Source organism: Deferrisoma sp. (assembly GCF_054681715.1).
Window position 1 is genome coordinate 1 of record NZ_BAAHFQ010000031.1, and the last position, 14790, is coordinate 14790.

14 protein-coding genes are annotated in these 14790 nt (G+C 67.9%); all 14 read left to right on the forward strand.

Going from position 1 to position 14790, the window contains the following annotated elements; genetic code table 11:
• Positions 1-210: 210 nt before the first annotated feature.
• The gene (locus ACY0I8_RS06820) at positions 211-786 is read left to right on the forward strand and encodes a hypothetical protein (RefSeq protein WP_461394149.1); all 576 of its coding nucleotides are present in this window, start codon (positions 211-213) and stop codon (positions 784-786) included.
• A 57-nt stretch (positions 787-843) separates the two neighbouring features.
• Positions 844-1293 (forward strand): hypothetical protein, encoded by a 450-nt coding sequence (locus tag ACY0I8_RS06825; RefSeq protein WP_461394150.1) that lies wholly within the window; start codon positions 844-846, stop codon positions 1291-1293.
• Between the two features lie 357 nt (positions 1294-1650).
• Positions 1651-2187, forward strand: a complete 537-nt coding sequence (locus tag ACY0I8_RS06830; protein ID WP_461394151.1) for a succinate dehydrogenase/fumarate reductase transmembrane subunit — start codon at positions 1651-1653, stop codon at positions 2185-2187.
• Positions 2188-2287: 100 nt separating this feature from the next.
• Positions 2288-3994, forward strand: a complete 1707-nt coding sequence (gene sdhA / locus ACY0I8_RS06835; RefSeq protein WP_461394174.1) for a succinate dehydrogenase flavoprotein subunit — start codon at positions 2288-2290, stop codon at positions 3992-3994.
• Complete coding sequence (sdhB, locus tag ACY0I8_RS06840; protein ID WP_461394152.1) at positions 3991-4743, forward strand: succinate dehydrogenase iron-sulfur subunit; 753 nt, start codon at positions 3991-3993, stop codon at positions 4741-4743. Before sdhA ends, sdhB begins: the two co-directional genes overlap by 4 nt.
• A complete protein-coding gene (gene mltG / locus ACY0I8_RS06845; RefSeq protein ID WP_461394153.1) occupies positions 4740-5735 on the forward strand; it encodes an endolytic transglycosylase MltG in 996 nt (331 codons plus the stop codon). Before sdhB ends, mltG begins: the two co-directional genes overlap by 4 nt.
• Entirely contained in the window at positions 5702-6337 is a 636-nt protein-coding gene (locus ACY0I8_RS06850) for a hypothetical protein (RefSeq protein ID WP_461394154.1), read from the forward strand. Before mltG ends, ACY0I8_RS06850 begins: the two co-directional genes overlap by 34 nt.
• Positions 6268-7674 carry a glycerate kinase type-2 family protein gene (locus ACY0I8_RS06855; RefSeq protein WP_461394155.1) on the forward strand — a complete coding sequence of 469 codons (1407 nt, stop codon included), beginning with the start codon at positions 6268-6270 and terminating at the stop codon, positions 7672-7674. Before ACY0I8_RS06850 ends, ACY0I8_RS06855 begins: the two co-directional genes overlap by 70 nt.
• A 95-nt stretch (positions 7675-7769) precedes the next feature.
• Complete coding sequence (queD, locus tag ACY0I8_RS06860; protein ID WP_461394156.1) at positions 7770-8141, forward strand: 6-carboxytetrahydropterin synthase QueD; 372 nt, start codon at positions 7770-7772, stop codon at positions 8139-8141.
• 4 nt (positions 8142-8145) lie between these two features.
• Complete coding sequence (gene folE2, locus ACY0I8_RS06865; RefSeq protein ID WP_461394157.1) at positions 8146-8916, forward strand: GTP cyclohydrolase FolE2; 771 nt, start codon at positions 8146-8148, stop codon at positions 8914-8916.
• A 107-nt stretch (positions 8917-9023) separates the two neighbouring features.
• Positions 9024-10814: an FAD-dependent oxidoreductase gene (locus ACY0I8_RS06870; RefSeq protein ID WP_461394158.1), complete on the forward strand. Its 1791-nt coding sequence runs from the start codon at positions 9024-9026 to the stop codon at positions 10812-10814.
• 303 nt (positions 10815-11117) lie between these two features.
• Entirely contained in the window at positions 11118-12494 is a 1377-nt protein-coding gene (gene resB / locus ACY0I8_RS06875; protein ID WP_461394159.1) for a cytochrome c biogenesis protein ResB, read from the forward strand.
• Positions 12495-12557: 63 nt separating this feature from the next.
• Positions 12558-13400: a c-type cytochrome biogenesis protein CcsB gene (gene ccsB, locus ACY0I8_RS06880; RefSeq protein WP_461394160.1), complete on the forward strand. Its 843-nt coding sequence runs from the start codon at positions 12558-12560 to the stop codon at positions 13398-13400.
• Between the two features lie 88 nt (positions 13401-13488).
• Entirely contained in the window at positions 13489-14775 is a 1287-nt protein-coding gene (locus ACY0I8_RS06885; RefSeq protein WP_461394161.1) for a cytochrome c3 family protein, read from the forward strand.
• Positions 14776-14790: the final 15 nt, after the last annotated feature.

The window sequence follows — 14790 nt, forward strand, 5'->3', positions numbered from 1 at the left end:
GAAGAAGGACCTGAAGGCCCGGGTCCTCTCCGCCTTGCGCTCGTTGCAGCGGATGCCGGACAAGATTCGGGGGTTTTTCCTGGCCCCAAGTTGCCGATACGCCGCCTAGGGATCTGGCAATACTTTTGTAGATATTAGTAACGTCCCAACGTCCTAACGTTCTAACGTCCCAGCATTGGAGCGTCCCAACGTCCCAACGGATCCGTCGCCATGCCCTTGCTCTTCGCCTCCCGTTCCCACGGCACCGTCGTGTTCGGGTTCTACAACATCGAGACCGATCATCTGCTGCTCGAGGATCTCGGCTTTTTCTGCGACGATTTCTGCCAAGGGCTTTCGGCGCTTCCCCCCGAGGGAGGGACGTTCGTGCTCGAGGGCCACCGGTTCCGGAGCCCGGAGGACCTGGGGGACCTCATGGGCGCCATCCGGGGGGAGCGCTACCTGGGGTACCTCGGCGAGGTGTACCGCAGATGGCCGTTCCCGTCGGACCCCCGGGAATTTCGCCAGAAGATCCGGGGGCACGAGAACCGGGGCGAGACGCTTCGGATCCTTCGGCGCTGGGCCGACCCAGAAACCATCCCGGTCGTCTGGCGGCCCGGCGAGGACGAGGGGGCGATCGGGCCCTACCGGTTTAGCCGGGACCAGTTCCGGGATCTCTTGCGGTACGTCTTCCGGGGCGGGTACCCCACCTGGGAGGGGTTCCTGGAACAGGGGGAGTGCCCGCCGTGGGTGGCGGACATGGGCCGGAAATGGGGGCTTTTGCCGGGCTCCGGCGGTTCGGAGCGTTGACACACGGGGGGGGGCTCCGTAGGATCGCCGCCGCGCACTGTTTGCCCGGAGAGAGCCATGGATCATCCCTCCACCCCGGGTTTGGATCCCCAGGGGGGCCAGACCGAACGCGAAGAACTCCCCGACGACGTCGCCGCCGCCTTGGCCGACCGGGAGGCCGTGGAGGAGGCGGCGGCCGGCCCGGCCGCAGGAGCCCCCCCGAGGCCCCGGGAGTCCGAACGTGACCGGGTGTTTCTCGGCATGGTTGTGCTGGCGGCCGTGGTGCTCGTGTTCCTCTGGATCGGGGGCACGGCGCTTTGGGGCATGCGGCGCCAGATGGGCGCCCTGGAGGCCCGGCTGGGCTCGCTCGAGGCCGGGCTGGCGGCCGAGGCCCGCACGCGGAACCGTGCGGCCGTGGGCCGGATCCTCGCCGACCTCGAAGCCCTGCGGCAGAGCCTGCCGGCCGATCAGGCGGATCGGCTGGAGGAGGCCTCCCGAGCACTCCGGGACGTGGCCTCGGACCTGTGATACCAAGTTGTGTTCAAAGCAACCGTTTCCTGATTCGGCCCAGCAAGGGGCCTGGTGGAGCGCCGGGCGTGGCTCCTTCGGTGGCCGGATGCCGCACTCACGCGCGGCCGGAACCAGGCCCCTTGCCGGGCTTCGGGCTGGGTGTCTGTTTGAACGCAACTTGGTATGAGATCCTCGTTCTTGAGCGCTGGGATAGGGGAGGAGTATTCTCACGGCAGGGCGGGCGATCGGTGCCCGCTTTTGTCTTTGATCGCCCCGAAGCGCCTCTGTTTCTTGTTTAGACGCCGGAGCAACACAAAGGGCTCAGCCGCCCAGCCGCTCGCTGCCGAGCGGGCAAGTCACACGAGGAGTCGAGGCATGACCGCGGAAACGCCGGTGGGAAAGGTGGCCTCCACCCAGTTCTGGATGCGAAAGCTCCACAGCCTCACCGGGTTCTTGTTCCTGGGCTACTTCCTGTGTCTGCACGTGCGCGGGGAGGGGGCCTACGAGAGCCCGGTCCTGCGGGTGGTGTTCCTGTACCTCCCGCTCGTCTACCACGGTCTCTACGGCCTTTACATCACCTACGAATCCCAGCCCAACAACCTGCGGTACAACTGGCTGCGGAACTGGATGTACCTGGGACAGCGGGCCACGGGCCTCTTTCTGGTGCCCTTCATCGCCCTCCACGTGGCCGCCATGAACGGAGCGGCGTTCGCGGAGGCGGGGTGGTACGTGGCCACGTGGTACGCGGGGCTTTTGGCCGCCGTGTTCCACCTGGCCAACGGGATTTTCGGCACCGCCATCGACTGGGGGATCACGGTGGGCACCCACAGCCAGCGGGTGTTCGTGGGGGTCAGTTTCGCTGCGTTCGTGATCCTGGCGATCTACGGCCTGCGGACCCTGGCCCAGTTCTGAACGCGACGCGCGCGGGTGTCCTACGGGCTTCGCGGGCGAGAGGAGAAAAACCGTGGAACGAAAGAACGTGATCGTGGTGGGCGGCGGGCTCGCGGGGTTGATGGCCGCGGTCCGGATCGCCGAGCAGAACTTCCACGTGGACCTGTTCAGCCTGGTGCCCGTGCGGCGGTCCCACTCGGTGTGCGCCCAGGGCGGCATCAACGCCGCGGTGAACACCAAGGGCGAGGGGGACAGCCCCTGGGAGCATTTTGACGACACCATCTACGGCGGGGACTTCCTGGCGAACCAGACGCCGGTCAAGCGGATGTGCGAGGCCGCCCCCGGCATCATCTACCTCTTTGACCGCATGGGGGTGATGTTTAACCGCACCGCCGAGGGGCTCCTGGATTTCCGGCGGTTCGGGGGCACCAAGTACCACCGCACGGCCTACGCCGGGGCCACGACCGGGCAGCAGCTCCTGTACGCCCTCGACGAGCAGGTCCGCCGGTACGAGGCGGCAGGCCGTGTGACCAAGTTTGAGGGATGGGAGTTCCTGTCGGCCGTGGTGGACGACGCCGGGGTGTGCCGGGGCGTGGTGGCGGCCGACATGGTGTCGGGCGAGGTGAGGGCCTTTCCGGGGCGCGCGGTGATCCTGGCCACGGGCGGCCTCGGTATGATCTTCGGCAAATCCACCAACTCGGTGATCAACACCGGGGCGGCCGCGGCGAGCGTCTACACCCAGGGGGCCACGTTCGCCAACGGCGAGTTCATCCAGGTCCATCCCACGGCGATTCCCGGCCCCGACAAGCTTCGGCTGATGAGCGAGTCGGCCCGGGGGGAGGGCGGCCGGGTGTGGGTGCCCCGCAACGGCGAGCGGTGGTACTTCCTGGAAGAGAAGTACCCGGCCTACGGAAACCTCGTGCCCCGCGACATCGCAAGCCGCGAGATCTTCGACGTGTGCGTGAACCAGGGGCTCGGGGTCGACGGGAAGAACCAGGTGTACCTGGACCTCACGCACATCCCGGCCGAGGAACTCGAGGTGAAGCTCGGGGGGATCCTAGAGATCTACCGCAAGTTCATGGGCGAAGACCCGGCCAAGGTGCCCATGAAGGTGTTCCCGGCCGTGCACTACTCCATGGGCGGGCTCTGGATCGACTACGACCAGATGACCTCGATCCCGGGCCTTTTCGCGGCGGGCGAGTGCGAGTACCAGTACCACGGCGCGAACCGGCTCGGGGCCAACAGCCTCCTGTCGTGCATCTACGGCGGCCAGGTGGCCGGCCAGAAGGCCATGGAGTGGGCCCTCGACCAGGCCCCGGAGGGCGAGGCCGGCCGGGCGGCCGAGCTCGAGGTGAAGCGGCAGGAGGAGTTCCTGAACCGCATCCGGTCCATGGACGGCGACGAGAACCCGTACGTGCTGCACCGGGAGCTCGGGGAGGTCATGACCGACAACGTGACCGTGGTGCGTTATAACGACCGGCTCGACCAGACCCTGGAGCGGATCGTGGAGTTCAAGGAGCGCTGGACGAACCTCCGGCCTCCCGACCGGGGGGCGCGGGCCAACCAGTCGCTCCATTTCGCGCGGCAGCTCTACTACATGCTCGAACTGGCGCACGTGATCACCCTGGGCGCCCGGCTCCGGGACGAAAGCCGCGGTGCCCACTACAAGCCGGAGTTCCCCGAGCGGGACGACGAGCGGTTCCTCAAGACGACGCTGGCCCGGTATACCCCCGAGGGGCCGCGCATCGACTACGAGGACGTGGACATCCAGTACATCGCCCCCCGGCCGCGAAAGTACGACGTGGACAAGAAGGAGACCCTCGGATGAGCCGGACGGTTCGGCTTCGGATCCGCCGCCAGGACGGGCCCGACGCGCCCTCCCGTTGGGAGGAGTTCGCGGTGCCCCACTACGACCACATGAACGTGATCACCTGCCTGCAGGAGATCCAGAAGAACCCCGTGGACGCCCAGGGCCGCGCCACCACCCCGGTGGTGTGGGACTGCAACTGCCTCGAGGAGGTGTGCGGCGCCTGCACCATGGTGATCAACGGCCGGGCCCGTCAGGCCTGCTCGGCCCTGGTGGACGAGCTCGCGCAGCCCATCGTGCTGGAACCCTTGCGCAAGTTCCCCCTGGTGCGCGACCTCATGGTGGATCGCTCCTTCATGTTCGAGAACCTCAAGCGCATCAAGGGGTGGGTGCCGATCGACGGCACCCACGACCTGGGGCCCGGGCCGCGGTTGGCCGAGAAGCGGCGCCAGTTCGGCTACCGTCTGAGCCGGTGCATGACCTGCGGATGCTGCATGGAGGCCTGTCCCCAGGTGAACCGCCGGACGAACTTCATCGGGCCGGCCGCGCTGGCCCAGGCGCTCTACTTCAACATCTCCCCCATCGGCCGGATGCTCGCCGAGGAGCGCCTGGAGGCCGTGATGGGCGACGGCGGCATCACCGAGTGCGGAAACGCCCAGAACTGCGTGAAGGCGTGCCCGAAGGAGGTGCCGCTCACCACGGCGATCGCCAAACTGAACCGGGACACCACCTGGTACTACGTGAGGAATTGGTTCGAACGCGGGTCATGAACCTCGGTCGCTGGGGGTGGCGCGCGGCGGCCCTGGCCGCGGGGTTCGCGTGGGTTTTGGCCGTCTGGGTCGCCACCGGGCTCGACCGGCCCAGGCCCGGGGCCGAGCGGGGGATCACGATCCCCCGGGGTGCGACCGCGGCCCGGGTGGCGCATCTCCTTACCGGAGCCGGGCTTTTCCCCCACCCCGCACTGGCGCGACTCGCGATCGAGGCCGCCATGCCGCCCGGGGGGCCCAAGGCGGGCTCGTACCGGCTCGGGGAGGCCCCTACCGCCCGGGCCGTGCTCGAGGCCGTGGGACGGGGGGTGGTGGAGCAGGTGCGGGTCGTGCTGCCCGAGGGCCTCACGGCGCGGGAGATGGCCCGGGTGTTGGGCGAGGCGGGGGTCACCGACCCGGTCCGGTTCGAGGCCCTGTGCTACGACGAAGGGGCGCCGGGCCGGTGGAATCTTCCGGGTCCCACCCTCGAGGGGTATCTGTTTCCCGACACGTACCGGTTCGCCAGGGGGCTCGACCCGGAGGAGGTCGTCTCGGCGCTGGTGGGACGGTTCCGTGAGGTGACGGAGCCCCTGTTGTCCGAGGCCCGGGCCCGGGGGCTCGACCTTCGCTCCTGGGTCACGCTGGCCTCGATCGTCGAGAAGGAAACGGGCGTTCCCGAGGAGCGGCCCCTCGTTGCGGCCGTCTTCTGGAACCGGCTGCGCCGCGGCATGCGGCTCGAGAGTGACCCGACCGTCATCTACGGCATCCCGGAGTTCGACGGGAACCTCACCCGAAAGCACCTGCGCACCGATCATCCGTACAACACCTACGTGCGCAAGGGGCTCCCGCCGGGCCCCGTGGCCAACCCCGGCCGCGAAAGCCTCGTGGCCGTGGTGCATCCGGCGCCGGTCACGTACCTCTACTTCGTGAGCCGCAACGACGGCACCCACGTGTTCTCCGACACCTACGAGGAGCACCGGCGATGGGTCAGGCGCTACCAAAAGCGGCGGCGCTGATCGCCCTGGCGGCCTGGGGGTTCGGCGCCGCCCCGGTTCGGGCCGAGCTCGTTGACGCCCTGGTGGGACGGATCGACGGGTACGCCCTGACCTGGAGCGAGATCCGCCGGGAGGCCGCGATCCGCCGGCTCGAAGGGCGGCCGGAGGCCGAGGCGCTGGCCCGGGTGGTGCGCGACGCCGTGGTGCGGCGCCGGCTGTTTGCGGCCGAGGCCGAGCGGCTTCGGCTCGAGGCCTCGGCGGCCGAGATCGACGCCGAGTTGGGGGCGCTGGCGGCCCGGTGTCGCCTGCCGTCCCCGGAGCTCTGCCGGGTTCTGGGGCTCGATATGGAACACTTGCGGGTGCGCCAGCGGCAGGAGGTCCTGGCCCGGAAATATCTCGCGTTCCGGCGGGAGATGACCTTCGTTCCCCTGACCGAGGTGCTGCGGTTCATCCGGGAGCAGGGGGACCGGCTCGGTGTTGAGGACCCGCTCGACCTGCGGGGGGAGGTGCGGGCCTATCTGGAGGAGCGGAAGTTTCGGAGGGAGTTGGAGGAATGGCTGCAAACGCAGGTGCGGGAGGGCCGGGTCGAACTACTGCCGCTGCCGGCGGCGCAGACAGGCTGAGGCAAGACGCCCTGGCCGTCTTCCGGGCGGCCGTGGGGGCGGCCGACCCCGAGGCCGCGGTGCTGGCGCACCTGCGGCGACGGGGAGACGATTTGGAGGTGGGCCAAGGACCGGAACCGGTGGCCCGGTTGCGGCTCCACGAGACGGGAAAGGCGTGGGTGGTGGGGGCCGGGAAGGGGTCGGCGCCCATGGCCGCCGCGGTGGAAACGCTTTTAGGCGAGCGCATCGCGGGGGGCGTGGTGTGCGTGAAGGACGGCCACGGCCTACCCTTGAAGCGGGTCGAGGTGCTCGAGGCCTCCCATCCGGTACCGGACGCCCGGGGCGTGGAGGCCGGAAGGCGCATCCTCGAGCTCGTGCGGGGCGCAGGCCCGGACGACCTGGTGGTGGCGGTGCTGTCGGGGGGAGGCTCGGCGCTCCTGAGCCTGCCGGCGCCCGGGGTCACCCTCGGGAACGTCCAGGAGGTCACCCGGCTTCTCCTTGCGAGCGGCGCCACGATCGGGGAACTCAACGCCGTGCGAAAGCACCTCTCCCAGGTGAAGGGAGGGCGCCTGGGGGCGGCGGCCCATCCGGCCCGGGTGGTGAACCTGGTGCTCTCCGACGTCATCGGCGACCGGCTCGACGTGATCGCCTCGGGGCCGTTCTCCCCGGACCCGAGCACATTCCGGGATGCCCGGCAGGTGCTGGTGCGGCGAAACGTCTGGGACCGGGTGCCGGAGGCGGTGCGCCGCCACATCGAGGCCGGCTGCCGGGGCGAGGTGGAAGATACCCCCAAGCCCGGAGACCCCCGGCTCGCCGGCATCGTTCACGTCGTGGTGGGATCGAACCGAAAGAGCCTGGAAGCCGCGGCCACGGAGGCTCGTGCCCTTGGGTACAACCCCCTGATCCTCACCTCCCGTCTCGAGGGGGAGGCCCGGGAGGTCGGCAGGGCGCTGGTGGCCGTGGCCCAGGAGGTCCGGGAACGGGGCGACCCGGTGGCGCCGCCGGCGTGCCTGCTCGCGGGGGGCGAGACCACGGTCACCCTGCGGGGCGACGGGAAAGGGGGGAGGAACCAGGAGATGGCCCTGGCCATGGCCTTGGCGCTCGAGGGGTGGGAAGGGATCGCGGCGCTCTCCGGGGGCACCGACGGCACCGACGGCCCCACCGACGCCGCCGGGGGCCTGGTGGACGGGACCACTGCCGCGCGGGCCCGGGCGTCGGGCCTCGAGCCCGCGGAGTTCCTGGAGCGAAACGACAGCTACGCCCTCCTGCGGGAGATCGGGGACCTCGTCGTCACCGGCCCCACCCGGACCAACGTGATGGACGTCCAGGTGCTCCTCGTGGCGGCCCCGAAAGACTAGACAACTCCGTTTCCCAGGTGATACCGTACCGCCTTCGTTCTTTCGGGCACGAGGTCTGGAAACGACAGAGCCCTTCCGCCGAACAAGGACCGCAGATGTACGAGGTGAAGATCGAGGAGCATTTTGCCGCGGCTCACAATCTGCGCGGCTATCAAGGACAATGCGAGGCCCTCCACGGCCACAACTGGAAGGTGGAGGTCGTGGTCCGGGCGGATCGCCTGGACGACACCGATCTGGCCCTGGATTTCCAGGAGCTCAAGAAGGCCACGCGGGAGGTACTGGCCCAGTTGGACCACGCCTACCTGAACGACCTTCCGGCGTTCCGGGAGCGCAACCCCTCTTCGGAGCGGATCGCCGAGTACCTGTGCCACGAGGTGGCCCGGCGGATCGACCGGGAGGGCATACGGGTGCACCGGGTGACCGCCTGGGAAAGCAACCGGGCCGCGGCCACCTACATCCGGGATTGACCCCGTGCTCGAAGACATCCAAAGCCGCGCCGACCATCGCCGGATCGCCATCGACAAGGTGGGGGTGAAGGACATCGTCTACCCCATCACCGTGCTCGACAAAACCCACGGCGAGCAGCACACGGTGGCCACGGTGAACATGTATGTGGGCCTGCCCCACCATTTCAAGGGCACCCACATGAGCCGGTTCGTGGAGGTCTTAAACGAGCACCGCCACGGCATCGCGGTGGGGAACGTCCGCGGCATCCTCGAGAAGATCCGCGAGCGCCTGGACGCGGTTTCGGCCCATCTGGAGTTGCGGTTCCCCTACTTCATGGAGAAGAGGGCCCCGGTGAGCCGGGCCACCTCGCTCATGAGCTACCCCTGCGCCCTTAAGGGGTCGCTGGAAGAGGACAGCTTCGACCTGGTGGCCGAGGTGGGGGTGCCGGTGACGAGCGTGTGCCCGTGCTCCAAAGCGATCAGCGCCGGTGGCGCGCACAACCAACGGTCCCATGTGCGGGTTAACGTGCGGTTCCGGGAGTTCGTGTGGCTCGAGGACCTCATCCACCTGGTGGAGAGCCGGGCGTCCTGCGAGGTGTTCAGCCTTCTCAAGCGAGGTGACGAAAAGTACGTGACCGAGAAGGCCTACAACAACCCGAAGTTCGTGGAGGACATCGTCCGGGACGTGGCCCAGGCGCTCCTTCGCGACCCGAACGTCACATGGTTCTCGGTGGAGGCCGAGAACTTCGAAAGCATCCACAATCACAACGCGTACGCCTACGTCGAGAAGTGGTAGGCCCCCCTTCCGGGGCCGGGGGAGGCGTGCGTGGCGATCCGGTGGGGATCGGGGGCTACTCGCGGCACGGAGGGCGGATTCCGTCACACCCGAATCTTGACGAGCGCATGGAACGATATTGGGACTGTAGCCTCTGCCGGATCGAGCCCAAGGGAGAAGCGCTCCGGTGCCGCGCCTGCTCGGGCCGGCTTCGGGGACGAGATCGCCTCCTCCACGAGATCGCGACCCACCGCCGTTTGCGGCCCCGGGGGGCGTGGATGTCGCTGGTGGCAGCGGGCGCGGGGCAGATGTACCAGCGCCGTTGGCTCACGGGGCTCGTGCTGGCGTGCCTCATCCCGCTGGCGCTGGGGCTGGTTTCGGCGGTCTGGAACGGATTTTCCTACGGCCACCTGTTTCTCCTCGGGGCCGCCGGGTTCGTTCTGGCCGTGTCCTGGGCCGACGCCCGGTGGGGACCCTCCGCCCCCCGCCCGCCGTGCCAGCGGGCCTGCCCCGCGGGGCTTCCCATCCCGGACTACCTCCAACTCATCCTCGACGACGACCTGGAGCAGGGCTACGGGCTCGTGCGTACCCGGGTGCCGCTCGTCGGGGTGATCGGGCGGATCTGTCCCCACCCGTGTGAAACCGCCTGTGTGCGGGGAATCGACGGGGAGCCGATCGCGATCAACGGGTGCAAGCGGTTTCTCGCCGACCGGGAGCGGGACCGGCGGGGGGGCGTCCCCTCGGGGGAGACGGTGCACCTGGACGGCGGAGGGCTCAAGGTGGCCGTGGTGGGGTCGGGTCCCGCCGGGCTCGCCTGCGCGTACTACCTGAGCGTGCTGGGCGCTTCCGTGACCGTGTTCGAGGCCGAGGGCCTCTTGGGCGGAAGGCTCGCCACCACCATCCCGGAGTACCGGCTGCCGGCTTACATCCTGGACGAGGAGTTGGAGGATCTTCGGAGCCGCGGGGTGGGGTTCCGGTCCAATACACCGGTAGGGCCGGGGGGGACGCCGCTAGCCGAACTCCTGCGGGAGTACGACGCCGTGTTCCTGGGGGTGGGCGCCGCCCGTTCGATCGAGCTTCGGATCCCCGGGGCGGAGCTGTGCACGGATTTCCAGGAGGTGCTCCGGCGAGCCAAGGAGGCCGTGCCGACCCCCCTCGGCCGTCGGGTCGTGGTGGTGGGGGGCGGAAACGCGGCCATGGACGTGTGTCGCACGGCGCTTCGCTTGGGGGCCGAGGAGGTACACCTCCTGTACCGCCGGAGCCGGGACGAGATGCCTGCCCGGGCCGACGAGGTGGAGGAGGCGGTGCGGGAGGGGGTGCAGTTTCACTTCCTTGCGGACCCCGCGGAGATCCGCAAGAAGGGGGAAGTCCTGGAGGTGCGGGTGCGCACCATGGAGCTGGGCGAGCCCGACGCGTCGGGCCGGCCCCGGCCGGTGCCGGTGGAGGGAAAGGACTGGAGACTGGAGGCCGATGCGGTGATCCCGGCCCTGGGACAGTGGGTCGAGGCCCCCGTCTTTTCCGACCCGGCTCTTTCGGGCCTGCGCCGGGAACCGGACGGCCGGATCTGGGTGGACCGGGCGACCCAACGCACGAGCCTGGAGCGGGTGTACGCGGGGGGCGACGCGGTGAGCGGGCCGGCCACCGCCGTGGCCGCGATGGCCCAGGGCAGGCGGGCGGCGCTCGCGATGTTCGCCGACCTCAGCCTAGAGCGGGTCCCTGCGTGGCGACTTCGGGACCGGCGGGTGCGCCACCCGTTTCCGGGACACCGGGAGACGCCGGAAGAGCGCATCCGGGAGGAGATGCCCAAGGTGTCCCTCCGGCAGCGGCGCGACGGGTTCCGGGAGGTGGAACTCGGCTTCAACCCGGCCTCGGCCCGGCGGGAAGCCGGCCGCTGCCTCCAGTGCCATAGGGAGTTGTAACGTCAGGACGTTAGGACGTTGGGACGTTGGGACGGCCAAGGGCCGTTTGTCGCAGGTCGTTGGACTTCCGTAAGTCGTAGGTCGTAAGTCGTTGGTCGTGGGGTTTCGCCCGTTACGACCGGTGACAAATGACCGCGGTAGTTGACAGCAGTTCTCCCGACGAACGACAAACGACAAGCGACAAACGGCAGTGGACCCGTCCGCACGTCCCAACGTCCGCACGGTCAAACGACAAACGACCCGCGACAAACGACTTGCGGCAGTTCAAACGATTCACGACTCACGCCCCAAGGAGTACGACCCTTGAAACAAACGGCCAAGGCGGGCATCGGAAAGAGGCTTTTTGAGTTCTTCGCTTCGATCAAGCTGAGCGTGGTGGTGCTCATCGCGCTCGCGGCGACGAGCGTGTTCGGCACCGTCATCCAGCAGGGCAAGGAGTTCGGGGTTTACGCGGCCGAGTACGGCGAGGGCTGGGCCAAGGTGATCTGGGCCCTGGGTCTCCACAACATGTACTACTCGTGGTGGTTCCAGACGCTTCTCGTTCTCCTGCTCGTGAACATCACGTTTTGTTCGCTCAAGCGCCTGCCCCACGCGATCCGTCTCATGACGTACAAGGACCCCGTGTTCGACGGGAAGCCGGTGGCGATCCACGAGAAGTGGACCACCCGGGTCAAGGGCGGGGACGTGGGGGCGGTGGCGGAGAAGCTCGAGACGCTCCTCAGGCGCCGGACGCGCAAGGTGTTCCGGGAGGAGCGGGACGGCGCGGTGTATCTCCTCGGCACCCGCGGGGGCTGGGCCCGGATGGGCGTGTACGTGACCCACTTTAGCCTGTTCCTGTTCGGGTTGGGGGCCATCGTGGGGGCCCAATGGGGGTTCAAGGGGTTCGTGAACATCGTGGAGGGCGACACCGTCTCCCAGATCCGGCTCCGGGACGGCGGCGTGAAAGACCTCGGGTTCCAGGTGCGCTGCGACGATTTCGAGGTGACCTTCTATACCGATCCCCAGGGGCGGCCCACCGGGCGGCCCAAGGATTACATCAGCGACCTTGCCGTGTTGGAAAACGGCCAAGAGGTCCTGAAAAAGCGGATCGAGGTCAATAGCCCCCTGATCTACAAGGACATCTATTTCTACCAGTCCTCCTACGGCCAGGCGGGGGGCCGGTCGGCCTGGCTCACGGTGTTCGGCCCGCGGCGGAACATCCTGTTTCACCGAAAGCAGGTGGAGAAGGGGGGCGCCGTCGAGCTGGAGAACGGGGATCGGCTGATTCTGCGGAACCTGACCGGGGACTTTCGGGGCATGGGGCCCGCGGTCGAGGTGGTGCTCCAGCCCGCCCAGGGGGAACCCCAGAGCACGGTGGTGTTCCAGGCCCCCCAGGGCAACCACCGCCGGCTCGGCGGGTACGTGGTTCGGGTGGACGGGGTCGAGACCCTCATGTACACGGGGCTCCAGGTGGCCTACGACCCGGGGGTGCCGCTCATCTGGGCCGGCTGCATTTTCATCACCCTGGGGTGCCTGATCGCGTTCTTCGTGAGCCACCGAAGGGTCTGGGCCCGGATCCGGCCTGCGGAGAAGGGGGGCGTCGAGGTGTTCCTGGGGGGCAACGCCAGCCGGAACCGGATCGCCTTCGAGCACTGGTTCCAGGACTTGTGCGCCGAGGCGCAAGAACTCTTTGAAAAGTAGACCCCAAGTTGCTATAAGGGGGCCCGGATCGCGTTCCGAGGGGGCCCCTTCCACGGAGGAACGATGATCAACGATAAGCTCTTCGGGATCGCCATGATCCTGTATCTGCTGGCGACCTTTGGGTACGTGGTGTACCTGGTACATCGCTCCAAGGTCACGGGTTGGATCGGCACGGGCCTGGCGCTCGCCGGTTGGCTCGTGAACACGGCCGCCATGGTCGTGCGCTGGATCGAGTCCCACCAGGCCGGGTACGGCTACATTCCCCTCTCCAACATGTACGAATCGATGGTGTTCTTCGCCTGGTCGATCATGCTGATCTACTTGGTGTTCGAACGCCTGTACGGGTACCGCGCCATCGGCGCCTTCGTGGCCCCGTTGGGGTTTTTGGGCATCGCGCTCGTCTCCCTCAATCCCAAGATCTCCTCCGAAATCCAGCCCCTGGTCCCCGCGCTCCAGTCCAACTGGCTCACGGCCCACGTGGTGACCTGCTTCTTCGGGTACGGCGCATTTGCGGTGGGGTTTGCGGTTTCGATCATGTATCTCTTCCGCAGGCGCACCGAGGCCCGGCTGGGCAAGGATGCCCCGGGGATTCTGCCGCCCGCACGGGTTCTCGACGACCTGGCCTACAAATCGGTGGCGGTGGGGTTTCCGCTTCTCACCCTGGGGATCCTGACCGGTGCGATCTGGGCCAATTACGCCTGGGGCACCTACTGGAGCTGGGACCCCAAGGAGACCTGGTCTCTGATCACCTGGTTCGTGTACGCCGCGTACCTCCACGCCCGGTTCACGGCGGGGTGGCGCGGGGTGCGGTTGGCGTGGCTTTCGGTTGTCGGATTCGGGTGCGTGATCTTCACGTACTGGGGGGTGAATTTCGTGTTGTCGGGGCTTCACAGTTACGCGGGGTAACGCTTCGGGAGGAGGAGAGACCATGCCGAGACGGGGGAACGATCGGGGTCGTCGAGGGTTTTCTTTCGTTCGGAGAGGGGATGGACCGATGAGACACGGGATGTTGGGCGCGGTGTTGGCCGGGTTGCTTCTGGTGGCGGGCGCTGCGGCGGCCCAGGAAGGGTGCGTCACCGATCAGTGCCACGCCAATATGGGCAAGGCCACCTATGTCCACGGGCCGGTGGGGGCTGGCCAGTGCGTGGTGTGCCACGAGGAGGGGAACCCGAACCACCCCACGAAGTCGGGCCAGGACTTCAAGCTGGCCTTCGGGGGCGGCAAGGATCTGTGCTACGCCTGCCACGACCGCAAGGACGCGAACCGGACGGTGCACAAGCCGGTGGCGACCGGCGACTGCGTGGCCTGCCACGACCCGCACCAGTCGGAGGCCGAGCTCCATCTCAAAAAGCCCACCACGAGCGAGCTGTGCTTTAGCTGCCACGAGAACAACAAGACGAACCGGGGGTTCGTGCACGGCCCGGTGGCAGCGGGGGACTGTAACATCTGCCACAACCCCCATTCGTCGCCCTACCCGAACCTGACCGAGGAGAAGGGCGCGGAGCTCTGCCTGCTGTGCCACATCGACCGCAAGGAGGAGTTCACCCGGAAATATGTGCACAAGCCGGTGGAGGAGGACTGCGGCAAGTGCCACAACGCCCACGCCACCGACGCCCCCTACATGCTCTACGGCGAGGGCAAGGAGCTCTGCTACCGCTGCCACAAGGACATGCAAAAGCACATCGAGGAGGCGACGGTGCAGCACACGGCCTTGAAGAAGGAGCCCTGCACCGGCTGCCACACCCCCCACTCCTCGAACTACCCGCGGCAGCTCAAGGCGCCCACGAAGGAGATCTGCTACACCTGCCACACCGAGATGGGGGCGAAGGTCCAGAACGCCAAGTTCCTCCATGGGCCGGTTAAGCAGAACGACTGCTACGCGTGTCACGACACCCACGGGTCGAACTACGCGTGGGTGCTGAAGAAGCCGTTTCCGGCCCAGTTCTACATGCCCTACAAGACCGAGAACTACGCCCTGTGCTTCGACTGCCACAACAAGGACATCGCTCTGAACGAGTTCACGACGAAGCTCACCGACTTTCGGAACGGCGATCGGAACCTGCACTTCCTCCACGTGAACAAGGATCCCAAGGGCCGGAGCTGCAAGGCCTGCCACGAGGTCCACGCGGGGAACCAGGAGAAGCACATCCGCAAAGAGGTGCCCTTCGGGAAGATGTGGAAGCTGCCGGTGAACTACACCAAGACCCCCACCGGCGGCCGGTGCGTGGTCGGGTGCCACAAGCCCAAGGACTACGACCGGGAGAACCCCGTGGTGTACTAGGAACATCCGTTCCGC